Below are 16459 nucleotides of genomic sequence, written 5' to 3'. Positions count from 1 at the left end.
CATAAATGCTTAACGAGCAGCTTCCATAATAAACTTTTCAAGTTTTCCCCAATATTCTCCCACTGTTGAAGGATGGATGACACCAAACTCACAAATAATCGAGTGAATATCGTCGGCTGGAGTCAAATCAAAAAATTGATTAATTACCTCTATTCCATCTAAAGAATCAAAATCGCCCTTTTGAATCATTTCCTCAATCGTACGTCTTTCCAATCTAACTTGATAACCTTCTTTTGTCCTTAAATCGATTTTGTAAATCTCACTTGCAATAAACACCTTTTTATTACACATTTTTGCCAGCTTACTGATCAAAGCTGTGCCCATTTTATTAGCAACACTACCGTCAAAAGTAATCGTATCTGCACCAACCATGATATAATCGGCCTTTGGCATAAACTCCCAAGCGCTTGCATCTGTAATATAAATTACTGAAATTTGATAGCTTTGGAGAATTTGAGCTGCCAATCTCGATTCCCTTAATGGGCGTGATTCTGTACAGATCACAGTAAACCTTTTCCCCTGTTTAGCAGCATGTATAAAAACACTCATTAATGCACTACTGTAACTATGCATGAATACTGTTTCCCCATCCTGAATGATGTTTCCTCCGAACTGACCAAGCTTTTCAACTGCTTCCAAAGAAACATCGATGATTTTTTGACACAATTTACTGATTTTCTCCTGAATTTCGAGCACCTCTGCATCAATATTTGCCTCCAATAAGGCATAAACAAGATTTTTTGAATTATAAATGGTCGCCATTGTTGGCTTAAGCTCAAGCATTTCAGAAGAAAGATAATCAAGACGATTTTGTAATTCTTCTCGATTAGAGAAGACTTCTTGGTCACATGCCAACTTGTATGCCCAAGCTGCTGCTCTACCAAAAGGACTTCCCCCTTTTACATTCATATTCCTTATTTCTTGAATAACATGTTCTGCTGACTCAAAACGAATATCATTAACTTTTAGCATCGATGACTTCCTCTCGTATATTTTTTGCGAATACGCCTTCAGAAATATTAAAATTGTGGCTGCGCTCATCAGTACAGTGGCGATTTGTATAAGCCACTAATCCTCTTTCTGATTCCATGAAACGAGATTGCTCCTCCCGTTTCATGGAAATCAGAGTGCCTTTCAGTTCTACTTAAAAGCTTGTGAGGCTTCACAGGAAATGAACTTTATCACAATTCTGTTTAACATAGCCTATAGAATTGGTACAAAATAAACTGCCTATTCTTTTGCTTCATCAATTCCAAACATATAAGTTAAAATAAATGTTGCTAAACTTCCAACTAGGGCACCTATTAAAAGACCAACAAATCCTACTCCAAAATAGGCTGGTAAAGAGTAAATACTTAATGCAACCGGGGCAGTTACACCTGCGAAACTTCCACCAGCAATGGCTCCCCCTATTGCTCCTCCCACTAATACAAAATAAAATGGTTTTTTATACTTCAAGTTAATGCCATACATGATTGGTTCAACGATACTACCTCCAAAAAATCCCGTTAATGTTAAGGACAAAGCCGTTTTCCTTGTTTGAGGATTCTTCGTTTTGGCCGCAACCGCTAATCCTGCAGCATACTGACACATTAAGCTTGGGGCATGCGTAACAATGACGGTATCTCTACCAAAACTAGCAATATTCGGAACGGTTACTAACGATAAAATGACAATGTGCATGCCACCGATGATTAATATTTGCCACGTACCTCCTATGAGTGCTCCAGCTAAAATCGGACTGAAATCATAAAGGGAAGTGAAAACAGATGTAATAAAAGTTCCTCCCCAGTTTCCAATTGGACCAAGAATTAAAATGGTTATCGGTGTTACAATTAATAGACTAAAAAATGGGACAAAAAGTGAGTTTAATGCTTTTGGGATTATTCTTTTTAATAGTATTTCAACTTTTGACAGTAGAAGTATAGCTAAGATGGCAGGAAGCACTGAACTTGCATAAGACACTTCAGTTACTGGTATCCCTAAAAAAGTAATTCCTTCGCCATTCTCACCTAAGAGATTTATAAAACTAGGATGAATAAGGAGCCCAACAACCATTAATGACACGCCAATATTGGCATTAAACATTCTTGCTGCTGACCATGCCACCAATATAGGAAGAAAATAGAAAAACGTATCTGACAAGGCAATTAAAATCGCATAAGTCGTATTCGTGTCACTAATTTCAAAGAAGACTTCTAAAATGATGCAAAGTACTTTGAGAAAGCTCATCCCCAGCATTGCTGGTATCAGTGGAGTAAAAATACCTGAAAGTGTTCCTATTAATCTATCTAGTACATTTTGTTTCTGTTCATGCTGATCTTTTTCGTCTTTTTTTATACTTTCATCATTATTATTGTTAGAAAAATTGTACTTTTCGGAAATTTCTTGGTAAATATCTTCCACGATAGCCCCTAATACAATTTGATATTGCCCACCAAAATCCATAATTTTGATAACTTCAGGAAGCTTTTTCAACTCCTCTTCCCTTATCTTTGTGCTATCTTTTATGACGAAACGCAATCTTGTCATACAGTGAGTCAGAGAGGAAATATTCCCTTCTCCACCAACAAGTTCAACTATTTTTTCTGCTAATTCTGTTTTTAACACTTGTGCCACCTCTCTCTCCAATTTTCATTATTTTTATTGGATTGACGTCAATCTTTATACAAAACAGCCTATGCGCAATTCAGCTGTTATTGCTACTTTTTATTGTGAAGAATCATAGAATTGATATGAATCATTAAATATCCCAGTTCTTCATTTGGGACCCTGAAATTATAATAATCATTTATATATGCAGCGATTTGTTTCGCACATTCGTATTCTTTTTTAAATTTGTCCTTCGCAATTTTGTATAGAAATTCATCATTATTATTTACTTTATTGGAAGATAATCGATATAAAAAGAACTTTAAATGAGTGATAAAACGTATATAATAAGTAGAGTTATCATCCAATTTGACATTATAATTGGACTCAATAATAGAAATAAGGTTTTTTATGATTATCGTTATCTCTTTTATGCTCGTTTTATTAGAGTTAAGAGTCGCATTAATCAAATTGAATGCAATATAGCCCGCCTCGTCTTCATCCAACTTAATGTCCGTGTGTTTCTCAATAATTTCTAATGCGAGCGCACCCACTTTAAACTCATTCGGATAAAACTTCTTTATTTCGATTAAAAGTGGATTTTCAATCATTTCATTGGAAATTTTTCGTTCAATGGCAAATGCAATATGATCGACCAAAGAAATAAATAAATTTCCTTCTTTAAAGTTGGTACCAATGGTGTTTTTCGCTGTTTCAATGATCTCGTTTGTCGCATTAATATAGGAAGGAGGAATTGAACGGAATAATTCTTCCACATATTTCATTTCATTTTTTGACTCTAAAATAAATTTTTTTTCGATTTTGCTACGTTCAACAGGATCATGAACCTTTTTTTGAAAGGCGATTCCTTTGCCTAGTAAAATCGTTTCATCCCCGTTTTCATCGAGCGCCACTACCGCATTATTATTCATTATTCTAGAAATAATCAAGAGCAATCACTCCTTAAATTATTAAGTCTTTAATTTAAGAGGAAATAAAGCTTCGCCACGCTTAGTCATTTTCGGAACTACTTCAATCTGCTCATAGCGATTAGAGTTTAAAAGAATCAAGATAACATCTGGATCATATCCTTTCTGCTTGATTAGTTCCAAATCAATTTTTAATAGTAGTGTGCCCATTTCTACATGTTCATTTCGTTTAACATAGGGGATAAAACCAACTCCCTCTAATTCCACCGTATTCACTCCTACATGTAATAGCAATTCTTCTCCGTTATCTCCAACTATCCCAATCGCATGATTAGTTGGAAATATTGATGCTATCTTTCCTGAAATCGGTGAATAGATCTCATTGCTAGATGGAATGATGGCACAACCATATCCCATGCTACCATCGCTGAAAACAGGATCTTTTACCTGTTCAAGCGGAACACATTTTCCATCGATTGGTGAATAAACTTGTATTTTATCTGTCATAGCTGTCTTTTTCTTTGAAAATAATTTTTTCATAGTCTTTCACCTCATTATTCTTTTCGCAGCTTTTCTTAAATTTCCCTCAAAAATTAGGCGCTGTTTTCCCCAATGCTTTTGACCATTTCTATTTTCTTTCGTTATCAGTTCAATTTCTCTCTAGTACGAAAGATTCACTTGTAAAAAACAAAAAGACCCAAAACAAACAGTTCGTTTGTCTTGAGTCTTGCCTGACGTCAAAGTTCATACTTTGCGAAAGTCACAATCTCATCATAACATTTTATTATTGTAAGTGCTTTCATTTTTACCATAACACTATTATTTATAAATTTCAAGTGTTTTGAATTATTTACTTATTAAACAGGATTTTTCACAACGGATATCCATATCTGATACCGCGAATTTTGCAGCTTGTAATTACACTTTGATATCAGGAGAATTTCCGTATTCATAACCTGAAGTCGGAAGCAACGCATTTGTTGAATGGGACAAATTGAGCTTCGAAGTGCATACCGTTCAAGTTTGTCCGTATAAAAAGGCTTATTGGGACAAGGAAACGCAAAATATCGTGCTTAGTTTGTCCTCATGATGGGCTCATGCGGACAGAGATCTCCTAATTCAAGCGAACCCTGTCCTCATACAAGACTGATGCGGACAGAACTCACCCAACTCCAAAAAATGGTCCTCATAAAAATTTTACGAGGACCATCCTGGATTGAAAATCCAAACAAAGAATCGCTGCATAATGAATGCTTTAGCTCTGACCCAACTGTATTGTCCATGGTCCCGGTACAAGTTGCATGTATGTTTGGAAACTTGACCATTGCAAATGGCTCTAACAACCTTCCTGAACCAGTCAAACCACTAGCTACTTTTCAGAAAAATAGAGAAAACGCTCGTATCCCCATAAGATCAGTGTACGTACAAATATTAAAGATTCGCTGAGACAAAGTACCCTTCTCGCGTGGCATCCATCACATTTCTTACTTGTTTTGCATCACCGATAACAAATGTATCTGGTACGATTCCATAGAATTGTTCAACTACACTTTGTTTTGGTTTAAAGCCAGTGGATAATATTACCGTCGTTGCCGGAATAAACTTTTCTTTACCTTCCTGTACAAAAATGACTCCGTCCTTAGTAATTTCCTTACAAAAGGAGTTCAAATACAATTTTAGCGTTTCAACCTTTTCCATAGTCTGCCGCAAACCAATTCGATAGAGCATATTACCATTAGGAGCATACTCGCTGCCGCTTTGTAAAATCGCTACATTTCTGCCTTTATGAGCTAACTCGAGCCCCAGTTCACAGCCTGTAGAGCCGCCGCCGATAAGAACTACATCTTGACTGATCTCTTCTAACTGTTCATACACATCCAATGCTTGCAGAACATGGGGCTGGTCAACCCCTTTTATTGGCGGGGAAAAAGGCTCTGCTCCTACCGCAATAATGATAGCGTCGGGTCCTATTTCCTTTATTAATTCTGGAGTGACCTCAGTTGACAAATTTACCTTTACATTGGATTTATTGATTTGAGTTGTTAAATAAATTAAATATCGATATAAATCTATTTTTATTTCCTCGAATTTTGCATACGATAACGCACCGCCAAGTTCTGCCCTTTTTTCAAGGAGAATGACTTCATGGCCTCGCTCATCAGCAACAAGAGCAGCTTTCATTCCAGCAGGACCACCGCCGATAATGACCACTCTTTTTTGTTTTTTTGCTTTTTGCAAGTGCAATGGAACTAAATGTGATCTTGCATATCGAGGGTTCACGGAACAGCCAACATTTTTTCTTTCCGTTGAAATATGATAGCAATATTGGCAGCGAAGGCAGGGAACAATATCCTCTTCACGCCCTTCTTTCGCCTTTTGTGGCCAGAAAGGATCTGCGATTAACGGTCTTCCTAAAGCAACAAAGTCTGCCTTGCCTTCAGCAATAATTGATTCTGCTTCCTCAGGCGTCATAATCGCCCCGACAACTGTAACTGGAATATTGACATTTCTCTTCACTTCGGCAGCCCATTCCACATTAGGCATATGCTCTTTAAATATGGTTGGAGCCATATGGACATTTCCTTCATGATTAATGTCAAGGCCAGCTGAAATATGAACCATATCTAGTTTATCTTCTACGAGCTTAATAAATTGGAGCACCTCATCAAATTCAATGGATCCATCTACACATTCATAAGCGCTTATACGCATATCTATAACAAAATCTGGTCCGACTGCCTCTCTTACTCTATCAATAATCATCTTCGGAAATTTCGCTCGATTTTCAAAACTTCCTCCATATTGATCCGTCCTTTTATTGAATAACGGTGATAGAAATTCTGCCGGCAACCACCCATGGCCAAAATGGAGCATAACTAGATCAAAACCAAATTCCTTGGCGTTTTTTGCAGTTTCTGCCCAATCATTAGCTACTTCATCCATCATTTGCTCATCCATCGCTCTTACTTCTGTACCATCTTCCCTAGTAAAACTAATTGGCCCTATTGCGTAGTCGTCTACACGTGCATATTGTCCGGAATGAATAATTTCTAGAGATGCTTTGGCACCAGCCTGATGGGCAATAATAACTCGCTCTCTTGTTGCTTCCCGTTGATATTTATCAAAGCCATATGGCTCATCTGGACTTGAGTAGCTTGCTCTCTTTCTACTTGCATTTATACTGCCAGTAATGATTGTTCCTGCACCTCCCAGTGCTTTATCATGATATGGGCCTGCTGGAGTTGCAATAATTCGGTTATGAAAGATAATATTTTTTACTTTAAGCGGTTTAAATAAATTGGGAAATTTCACTTTTTTCACCTGCCAATTTCTTTCAATTTGCGTTTTAACCCTCTGGAAAAAAGGACAGAGTTCCCTGTTTTCCAGAGGGTTGTTCCCTATGTTTGCTCAAAGATTTTTAGCAATAAAGTACCCTTCCCTCGTTGCATCCATCACGTTTCTTACTTTATAGGCATCACCAATGACAAATGTATCTGGTACAATGCCGTAAAAGGATTCGACAAGTTTAGAATTAACTCTCATTCCGGTTGATAAAATAATGGACTGAGCAGTGATAAATTTTTCCTCACCATTTTGTATATAAACGACCCCATCTGTTTTAATTTCTTGACAAAATGCATTCAATTCCCAGTGCAAGCATTTCTCCTTTTCCATCGTCTGCCGTAATCCAATCCGATAAAGGAGATTTCCGTTAGCTGCATATTGCCCGGAGCCTTCTAAAATCGTCACTTTTCTCCCATTTCTCGCTAACTCAATGCCGAGTTCACAGCCTGTAGAGCCACCGCCAACTATGACAACCTCTTGGCCAAGCTTTTCCATTTGTCCATAAACCTCTAATGCTTGCAAAACATGGGGCTGGTTGACACCTTTTATTGGCGGCGTAAAGGGATTGGCCCCTACAGCAATAATGATCGCATCGGGGCGTAGCTCCTTTATTAATTCAGGAGTTGCTTCCGTGTTTAGCTGGACTGAAACTGTCGATTTATTGACTTGAGTAATTAAATATTTCATATAGTTATATAAATCTACCTTTAACTCTTCGTATTTTGCATATATTAACGCACCACCCAGCTCAGAAGACTTTTCAATTAGTACGACTTGATGTCCCCGTTCTGCCGCCACTATCGCTGACTTCATTCCTGCCGGTCCGCCACCAATCACAACTACTTTCTTTTTCTTCTTTGCAGTATCCAACTCCAATGGAACTAAATGCTGCCTTCTATAGCGTGGATTCACGGAACAGCCCACATTTTTTCTGTCTGTTGAAATATGATAGCAGTATTGGCATCTTAAACATGGAACAATGTCTTCATCGCGACCTTCTTTTGCCTTTTGCGGCCAAAATGGATCAGCAATTAAAGGTCTACCTAAAGCAACAAAGTCTGCTTTACCTTCTGCAATAATAGACTCTGCTTCAACTGGACTCATAATAGCACCGACAACCGTCACAGGAATCTTTACATTTCTTTTCACTTCCGCAGCCCAATCCACATTTGGCATATGTTCTTTGAAAATGGTTGGAACCGCATGAACATTCCCTTCATGATCAATATCCAATCCAGCGGATATGTGAACCATATCAATTTTATCTTCAATTTCTTTTATAAATTGAAGAACATCCTCAAATTGAATTGACCCTTCAACACATTCTGAAGCGCTAATTCTCATATCTATAATAAAATCAGGACCAACTGCTTCCCGAACACGGTCAATTATCATTTTGGGAAATCTCATTCGATTTTCCAAACTACCACCATAATGATCTTCTCTTTTATTAAACAAGGGAGACAAAAATTCTGCAGGAAGCCAACCATGCCCGAAGTGGAGCATGACTAGATCAAAGCCGAACTCCTTTGCATTTTTAGCAGTTTCAGCCCAATCATTGGCTACCTCCATCATATCTTGTTCATCCATTGCTTTTACCTTTGTACCATCATTCCGAGTAAAGCTGATTGGGCCAAGAGCATAGTCATCTACTCGGGCGTATTGACCGGCATGGATCAATTCTAAAGATGCCTTTGCTCCAGCTTGCTTAGCGACAATCACTCGTTCCTTTGTTTTTTCTCGTTCATACTTATCAAATATATAAGGATCATCCGGATGTGAATAACTCGCTCTCTTTCTACTAACGTTTGCGCTACCAGCAATAATGACTCCCGCTCCGCCAATTGCTTTATCATTATAAGCACCTGCTGGAGTTGCTATTATTCTATTTGTAAATACAGTGTTTTTTATTTTCAACGGTTTAAACAGATTAGGAAATTTCACTTTTTTCCACCTTCCATTATGTTTTTTGGCTTTGTTATAAGTTCGATGTTGAACTTTGGTTCAATTACATATGAAGTCTCAGACAATGAGCCAAAAATCAACAAAATCGTTTAACAAAGCTTTTTTATAAAATGTCCCCGGGGAAGTAGAAAAAAAGATGACCAACTAGATTAAGAGATATGGTTTTAAATGAGATTCGATAGAAGCAGTCATACTGTCAACTGCCTCTATCGAATTTTGCTGAAGCCTACACAGATTTAGTTGTTAAAAATTTTCCTTTTTCCATTAGGAATGTAACAATAAAACCTACGGCAATTGAAGAGAAAACGCTAAGCATATAGAATGGAAAGACTTCTGTCGCAGCAGCAAACGCTGGTAGACCAAGAATTCCTCCGAAAGCAAAAGCTTTTACATATACTTGAAAAATTCCACATACTAACCCACCTGCTGCACCACCTAATATTAAGGCTAAAAAATATCGCTTGTTCTTCATACAAATACCATATAATCCTGGCTCCGTAATCCCCGATATCATATTGACAAATGCTGCAGATCCAGCAACTTCTTTAATCTTTTTATCTTTATTAAAAAGCAGAACTGCCAAGGTTATACCTAATAGAGCATAGCCTCCCATGCCACCGGCTGCTAAGGAATATTCAAATCCTTGCTCAGAAAGAATTTGCAATTGTATCGGCAAAATGATCCAATGCAGCCCTAGCATAATCACAAAGATAAAAAATGCTCCTGAGATTAAGCTAAGAATAAAAACATTTCCATCAACAAAAAATTGATATCCATCCGCTATTGCTTGAGCTAATATATTTCCAATCGGCCCAAATACCAATAAAGAAAGGGGCACCATTAATACGATGGACAATAAAGGAACAAGCATAAATTGCAATGGCTTTGCTAAATATTTCTTGAGAAATTTTTCTATATAACTAAAAGCCCACATTGCAACGATAATTGGGATAACCGTATTGGCAAAGTTCATCGCAGTAAAGGGAATTCCTAACAAAGTTAATCTTTCTCCTGAAATTAGTATTGCACTTAAATCTGGATGCATTAATGCCGCCCCAATCGTAGCCCCGATATAAGGATTTGCACCGAATCGACTGGCTGCAGTATACGCTAGTAATATTGGGAAGAAGTATAATAACGCATTCCCTACTGCATTCAAGGTAATATAAGTCGTACTTTCTTCCGAAATCCAGCCAAAGTTTGCAGCGATAGCAACTAAACCAATCAAAATTCCTGAAGTTGCTAATACAGGAATATACGGCGTAAAAATTGCAGAGATCGTTGCTAAAAAACGATCAAGTAAGCTGCCTTTTTTACTCTCCTTGCTCTCAGCACTTGAATCTTCTCTCTCAGAATTCACTTCGCCTGTTAAATTTGTAATAGCTTTGTATACATGTGACACTTCCGTACCTATTATTAGTTGATAGTTTCCATTTTTATCAACAAGGCCTAAAATATTTGGGTTTTTTTCTATAGCATCCTTGTCCAATTTACTACTTTCAAATAAGGAAAATCTTAATCTAGTAGCACAATGGGTTAATGTCTTAATATTTTCCTTTCCTCCTAGCGAAGCTAAGACTTCATTAGCAACATTTTCATAATTCATTCATTTATCCTCCTCCGGACATTTTAAATGCATGAATACAGCTCGGTAATAAAACGCTTACATTCCCTCACTTAACGACTTCCCGTTTGATTCAATTACTCGTTTATACCAATAAAAACTTTTCTTTTTATAACGTTCAAGAGTTCCGGAACCATCATCATGACGGTCGACATAAATAAAGCCATATCGTTTTCTTAGTTCCGCAGTGGAAGCACTAACGAGATCGATGCATCCCCAAGCTGTGTAGCCCATTACTTCCACACCGTCTTCAAGCGCTTCTCCTACTTGGAGAAGATGATCTCTTAAATAATCAATTCGATAATCATCGAGCACCGTCTTCTGTCCATTTTCATCTTCTACTAAAACATCTCTCGCCCCAACACCATTTTCAACGATGAAAAGAGGCAATTTATATCGATCATATAACTCGTTAAGCATATATCTAAGCCCTTGTGGATCGATCTGCCAGCCCCATTCATTAGCCTCTAAAAATGGGTTAGCTATCCCTCCCAAAATATTCCCCTTACTATTAGACTTTTGCGCAGAATCAGCAGTTTCACATAGACTCATATAGTAGCTGAGCGAAATGAAGTCGACTGTGTGGGTTAGTATTTCCCTATCTTCAGGTTCCATTTTGATTTCAATATTATGTTCTTTAAAAAAACGTCGCATATATGCTGGGTATTCACCTCTTGCATGCACATCTGCAAAAAAGACAATTTCCCTTTGCTTTTGCATTGTGGCGATCACGTCGTCAGGCTTAGAAGAAAGGGGATATATCGGTACAGCCAAAATCATGCAGCCAATTTTTGCGTTCGGCATGATTTCGTGCCCTAATTTTACCGCCATGGCACTTGCGACCAACTCATGATGAATCGCCTGATATAAATCCTGCTTCGTTAATTTATCTTTATCAGTGTAGATGCCTCCGCTGCAAAAGGGCTCATAGAGAATAGAATTGATTTCATTGAATGTTAACCAATACTTCACCTTATCTTTGTATCTCGTAAAAATCGTTTCTACATATCGGATAAAAAAATCGATTAGCTTTCTGTTGAGCCAGCCATCATACATTTTTGATAAATACAATGGTGTTTCATAATGAGAAATAGTGACAATCGGTTCAATTCCATATTTTTTACACTCATCGAATACACGGTCATAGAACTGTAGACCTAATTCATTCGGTTCTGTTTCATCTCCATTCGGGAAGATTCTTGACCAGGCAATGGAAATGCGAAATGCCTTAAATCCCATTTCTGCCAATAATTTTATATCCTCTTTGTATCGATGATAGAAATCAATACCTACCAGTTTCATGTTATCTGGAGTCGGCTCTTCTGTAATTGGGCCGCTAAACCCTTTGGGCATCACATCTTGGATCGACAGTCCTTTGCCATCCGCATTATAGGCCCCCTCGGATTGATTAGCGGCAATGGCGCCTCCCCACAAAAAATCTGCTGGGAATTCTTTCATAACGCATAGTCCCCCTTTCTCTGTTGTGCAAATTAATTTTCAATAAGCTCAATGACCGTTTCCAATTCTTCGACCTCTTTGCCAGTAAAACTTACCACTTCTTTAAATGAAGCGGTATTACAAATGATGAGCGGTGATATAAGATCAAAACTTTGTCTTTTGATTTTATCGATATCAAACTGTAGCAAAGGTTCCCCTATTTTTACTTTTTCGCCTGAACAAATAAGTGCCTCAAAGTATTGCCCGTTTAAACTAACTGTATCCAGGCCTACGTGGATCAATATTTCCGCTCCGTTGTCGGAAGTAAGGGTAACGGCGTGTTTAGTTTCAAACACGGACACCACTTTCCCATTAACAGGGGATACGACTCTGCCTCTTTTCGGCAAAATTGCTACACCCTGCCCCATCATTTCTGTCGAGAAGACCGGATCATTGACATTACTCAATGGCAATACTTCACCTTCAATCGGCGACTTGATTACGTTTTCATCTTTTCGCCTTTTTTTGAACAAGAGTTAAACATTGCTACCTCCAAACAGTTAAAAAACTTAACTACATCAGAAAATCTACGAAAAATGTCTAATTCAGATAAGCTTATCTTAATTTCATCTTATGGTTAGACAAATTTTTCATCAATCACTAAAAAATTTGTTAATGTCTAAAAAACCAACATTTTTTTTAATATTGTCGGAAACATCAAAAATTTTTATGGATATGGTATATAATTTAATTACTTAGAGAGCTTGTGCTCTATTGCAAATTAATGCTTATTTGTTGTAATTTGTCATATTTTGAACCTCGAAACATCGCATGTTTAATCATCGGGATTGGATATCATAAAGGAGGAATATGATGCTTTCAGATGAGAATCGTGAGGACAGAAGAGTTCGCCGAACAAAAAGAATGCTCAAGAGAGCATTTATAGACATTCTTTATGAAAAGGAATACAAAGATATTTCCGTAACCGATATTGTCGAAAGAGCCGATTACAATCGAAGCACCTTTTACTTTCATTATAAATATAAAGAAGAATTAGTTGAGGAGCTTAATGAAAGTATGGTTAATGGTCTCATTGCTGCTTTTTTTGATGATTTTAAAAAAGGGATTGAGAATATGACACCTGCCGATATTGTCATTTTTGAGCATATTTATAAAAAGAAGGATTTTTTTAATCTTTGGAAAACATCGGAAGCGATCCCAAATATTCAAGAAATGTTTATTGACAAGTTTTCATTAGCTTTTAAAAAAGAACTTTTAAAGATGCGCAATCTCAATACTGACATCGATATGGACTTATACGTAACCTACCATGCACAGGGTGTGCTAGGATTAATACTGGACTGGATAAAAAAGGACTATTCCCATTCATCTACTTATATGTCGAGGCAATTACTCAATTTATTAAATATTAATCAGCTGAAAAAATCATAAATAGAGCTGCTCGGTTTTATGTATATGAGCAGCTCTATTTATACTGATGAATTCGGATAACCGGTATCACTTCGCAGCTACAATTACTTGAAATTGTCTTTAGGCGGTCAATCATTTAATAATTTACTCATTACAATTTTAACAAGTTGATTTCGATTTTCTTCAGAGACCCGAATTATTTCCACATCCTCTCTATCTCTAATAGAGTTAAGAAAACGGGAAGGTTTGTCCTTTAGGACACCTAAAATAGGAATATCCGAATTTAAGCCCCTATGCACAAGTTTTTGAAAATAAAATGCTCTATTTTCAAAGAGACCTAATTCATCCATAATAATCAGTTCAGGAGATTGAATAAAACATCTCTTCAAAATCGTTGCTCCTTCATTATCAAAGGTTGAAGAAATTGGCGGCAACGGATAGCTTCTTGTTCTTTCCACACTATTTGCTATTATTGCTGCACTTTTTTGAAATTCGGAGATAAAGAATTGGCGCCGAGGAGTTTGCTTCATTACTGTCTTAAATCCACAAACTCCACCTGGATAATCCTCAATAATTTTATTGATGATTGTACTTTTTCCAACTTGTTTGTTTCCGGTTAATAGAATATTGGGCATTGTAGGGCTTTACCTCTCTGTAAAGCTTGGATAAGGGATAAATTGAACACGTAACATTCCTTCACTAAAAAATATCATCTGTATTTCCTGCAATTGCCTTTTTCAATTTCATGTGATTATTAATAATACTTCCCCCGATACAATTAACGCCGAACTCAAATAAAATATTACTTACTGGAACAGAAGGACCAATCATTACTACAAAACGATTGTTGGCTAATTCCAATAACCGGGGGCATGTTTTATTCGTCAAGGTTGTTCCTGTAATAAACACATAATCTTGATAGGAAAGGACATATTCACATGCACTGTCTGGCAAATCATCGCCAACCAGATTCCTTTCCAACACGGTTAAATTACACTCTTGAGCCAGACTTTTTACATTTGGAAAATGACCAATTACTGCCACATTTTTCCCTTTGATTTGTTCCTTAAAAACAGTAAAGGCATCTTTATCATTTTCATCCAGCCAACGCATTTTCTCGTTCACTTGTGCAATTTGATTGTAATAAGTATTAATTGCCGCCATGCCAATGGATGCATCTGAAAAATTCCATGATTTCACATAATGAGCCAATTCTTTCAGAGTCATTCCTGTACAGCTACGATTGTCTAGTTTTCTCGTTGTTTGACCACCTTTCATCGACATAGCTATTCCAGCATACTGATTTTGAAGAGAATCCTCACTATTTACTACGATCCAGTGCTCATTCTCTTGAATTTCTGTTACAACTATATCTGTTACAATTCCATCTATTAACCTATCGTATATTGACCACATCTTAGCTACTCCACCCTTAATACTCGGTAATATTTCGAACGATCAGCACAATGCCTGCAATAGTTTTTCCCATCTAATGTCACATGCCGATTATCCATGACTTTTTCTTTACATCCTTCACAGCAAACACTGATGATAGGCTTCCCTGGTAAATCAAACTCGGTAATATTTAGTTTGACTTCTTGAATACTAAAAAGCTCCTCATCTGAATATTGATTATAAAATGCTAGGATGTCTTCTCCTTTTTCTGGCGTAATACGCTTATGATTAAAAATTCGATAGGAGCATTTTGTTTGAATATCATAAAAAACGGCTGCCATCTTTCCATAATCAATCCACTTTAAACGCCTCCTGCCAAGACTGCAGCCACAAACCGCACTGACAGCATCTGCAAGACAGCGATCCGATTCAACATATATGATTAAATCCTTGTACTTCTCTGGCTCAGTAATACCGAACTGCATTAAACCGAGACGGGCAATTCTCGTACCCAATACTTGCCCAATACAAAGATGACCATGAAAATTTAAAGCTTTTTGCAAATCTTCTTCAAAAGTTCTCACATCAGTCCCTCCTTTACTGCCTTACTTTTAATCCCCTTTTGTTGCTTGATCCAATAATTGCTTGGCCTCCTCATCTGTCAATTCATAGTGATAAAATAAAGAATAGTATTCCTTTACTTTTTCTTTCAAATCGTATGCATATAATTCTGGATAAACCAAGTTCCCCAACCAGTTCATCCCTATAATTCTATTAACAGATGGCGGAAAACCAATCCAATTATAAGGAGCATTCGGCACTAAATAAACTTGTCCGTTTTGAACTGCCGTCAACTCTTGCCAGCTTGGTTCTTTACCGGAAGCGACATTTTCAAAAACATTTTTGTCATTGAGTAAGATAATATCTGGATTCCATATCATAAGCTGTTCCATCGATATTTCATTTCCTCCACCTTTGCTGGCGATTTCATCCAGTACTGCTGCATTTTCAATTCCTAAATAATCAAGGATTTCTAAATGAAACGATCCTGCTGCATTTGTATTCAACCCTTTATCACCGGAACCGTAATATAAAGAAACACGATTTTTATCTGTAATTAACCCCTTATTGGTTTCTGCTAAATCTAAAATTTCCTCTGTAAATGCTGCCAATTTTGCAGCGCGCTCTTCTTCTTTAAGTAATTTTCCTAAAGTCTTATACATCTCCGGAGTAGAATCCAGCGTAGCTTCAATAAAAATGGTTGGAATTCCTGTCTTTTCTTGAATTTCGTCCATACTTTCCTTAATGTCAGACTTGGCTTCACCGATATCAATAATCACATCCGGGTCAATTGAAACGATCGCCTCTAAATTAAAATTATCACCATGGAACTGGCCAAATACTGGTAAACTCCAATATTCCTCATTGACAAATTCCTTTTGTTCATCTGACAGTGCTGTCGCAAGCCCAGCTAGCTTTTCTGGAGCAATTGTGTACAAGACCATTTGGGCCAAGCCTGCAGAAGGAACAATTTTCTCAATGTTTGCAGGTAACTCTACACTTCTTCCAACAGAATCAGTAAACTGAAAAGTCTCAGAGCCTGCCTCTCCTGTTTTTTCAGTTTTTACATTCTGATTCTCCCTATTTTCAATATTATTTGTCGCCGATTTACTACATGCGAATAAAAGGCTCATCATTAGTATCGCAATACAAAATAAAACAACATTTTTTTTCATTTCTC

15 protein-coding genes are annotated in these 16459 nt (G+C 37.1%); 1 reads left to right on the top strand and 14 read right to left on the bottom strand.

Annotation, left to right across the window (positions count from 1 at the left end; genetic code table 11):
- Positions 1 to 9: 9 nt before the first annotated feature.
- From NST02_RS05675 to NST02_RS05630, 10 genes are all read right to left on the bottom strand, one after another.
- The gene (locus NST02_RS05675; RefSeq protein WP_340948394.1) at positions 10 to 972 is read right to left on the bottom strand and encodes a translation initiation factor eIF-2B; all 963 of its coding nucleotides are present in this window, start codon (positions 970 to 972) and stop codon (positions 10 to 12) included.
- Positions 959 to 1090 carry a hypothetical protein gene (locus NST02_RS05670; protein ID WP_268951589.1) on the bottom strand — a complete coding sequence of 44 codons (132 nt, stop codon included), beginning with the start codon at positions 1088 to 1090 and terminating at the stop codon, positions 959 to 961. Before NST02_RS05670 ends, NST02_RS05675 begins: the two co-directional genes overlap by 14 nt.
- Before the next feature lie 140 nt (positions 1091 to 1230).
- Positions 1231 to 2610, bottom strand: coding sequence for a PTS transporter subunit EIIC (locus NST02_RS05665; RefSeq protein WP_340948393.1), 1380 nt, complete (start codon positions 2608 to 2610; stop codon positions 1231 to 1233).
- A 92-nt stretch (positions 2611 to 2702) separates the two neighbouring features.
- Complete coding sequence (locus tag NST02_RS05660) at positions 2703 to 3542, bottom strand: PRD domain-containing protein (RefSeq protein WP_137743870.1); 840 nt, start codon at positions 3540 to 3542, stop codon at positions 2703 to 2705.
- A 21-nt stretch (positions 3543 to 3563) separates the two neighbouring features.
- A complete protein-coding gene (locus NST02_RS05655; RefSeq protein ID WP_137743871.1) occupies positions 3564 to 4061 on the bottom strand; it encodes a PTS sugar transporter subunit IIA in 498 nt (165 codons plus the stop codon).
- A gap of 891 nt (positions 4062 to 4952) precedes the next feature.
- Entirely contained in the window at positions 4953 to 6833 is a 1881-nt protein-coding gene (locus tag NST02_RS05650; protein WP_212933656.1) for an oxidoreductase, read from the bottom strand.
- Positions 6834 to 6929: 96 nt separating this feature from the next.
- Positions 6930 to 8810, bottom strand: coding sequence for an oxidoreductase (locus NST02_RS05645; protein WP_340948390.1), 1881 nt, complete (start codon positions 8808 to 8810; stop codon positions 6930 to 6932).
- Positions 8811 to 9057: 247 nt separating this feature from the next.
- Positions 9058 to 10437, bottom strand: coding sequence for a PTS transporter subunit EIIC (locus tag NST02_RS05640; RefSeq protein ID WP_340948388.1), 1380 nt, complete (start codon positions 10435 to 10437; stop codon positions 9058 to 9060).
- Positions 10438 to 10494: 57 nt separating this feature from the next.
- Complete coding sequence (locus NST02_RS05635) at positions 10495 to 11913, bottom strand: glycoside hydrolase family 1 protein (RefSeq protein ID WP_137743875.1); 1419 nt, start codon at positions 11911 to 11913, stop codon at positions 10495 to 10497.
- A gap of 32 nt (positions 11914 to 11945) precedes the next feature.
- Positions 11946 to 12425, bottom strand: coding sequence for a PTS sugar transporter subunit IIA (locus NST02_RS05630; protein WP_340948387.1), 480 nt, complete (start codon positions 12423 to 12425; stop codon positions 11946 to 11948).
- 337 nt (positions 12426 to 12762) lie between these two features.
- Here NST02_RS05630 and NST02_RS05625 point away from each other — a divergent pair, with 337 nt between their 5' ends.
- Positions 12763 to 13344 carry a TetR/AcrR family transcriptional regulator gene (locus NST02_RS05625; RefSeq protein ID WP_137743877.1) on the top strand — a complete coding sequence of 194 codons (582 nt, stop codon included), beginning with the start codon at positions 12763 to 12765 and terminating at the stop codon, positions 13342 to 13344.
- 107 nt (positions 13345 to 13451) lie between these two features.
- On the opposite strand, the gene NST02_RS05620 is transcribed toward NST02_RS05625, so the two are convergent.
- The 4 genes from NST02_RS05620 to NST02_RS05605 all read right to left on the bottom strand — a co-directional run bounded on the left by NST02_RS05620 (position 13452) and on the right by NST02_RS05605 (position 16454).
- A complete protein-coding gene (locus tag NST02_RS05620) occupies positions 13452 to 13958 on the bottom strand; it encodes a nucleoside-triphosphatase (protein WP_340948385.1) in 507 nt (168 codons plus the stop codon).
- A 64-nt stretch (positions 13959 to 14022) separates the two neighbouring features.
- On the bottom strand, positions 14023 to 14739 hold the full coding sequence (locus tag NST02_RS05615) for a DUF364 domain-containing protein (protein ID WP_340948384.1): 717 nt from the start codon (positions 14737 to 14739) through the stop codon (positions 14023 to 14025).
- Between the two features lie 5 nt (positions 14740 to 14744).
- A complete protein-coding gene (locus tag NST02_RS05610) occupies positions 14745 to 15302 on the bottom strand; it encodes an FmdE family protein (RefSeq protein WP_212933662.1) in 558 nt (185 codons plus the stop codon).
- 27 nt (positions 15303 to 15329) lie between these two features.
- A complete protein-coding gene (locus NST02_RS05605; protein ID WP_137743880.1) occupies positions 15330 to 16454 on the bottom strand; it encodes an ABC transporter substrate-binding protein in 1125 nt (374 codons plus the stop codon).
- Positions 16455 to 16459: the final 5 nt, after the last annotated feature.

This window comes from Robertmurraya sp. FSL W8-0741 (assembly GCF_038004005.1).
Classification (GTDB): domain Bacteria; phylum Bacillota; class Bacilli; order Bacillales; family Cytobacillaceae; genus Robertmurraya; species Robertmurraya siralis.
This window is presented reverse-complemented; position numbering and strand designations above follow the sequence as displayed.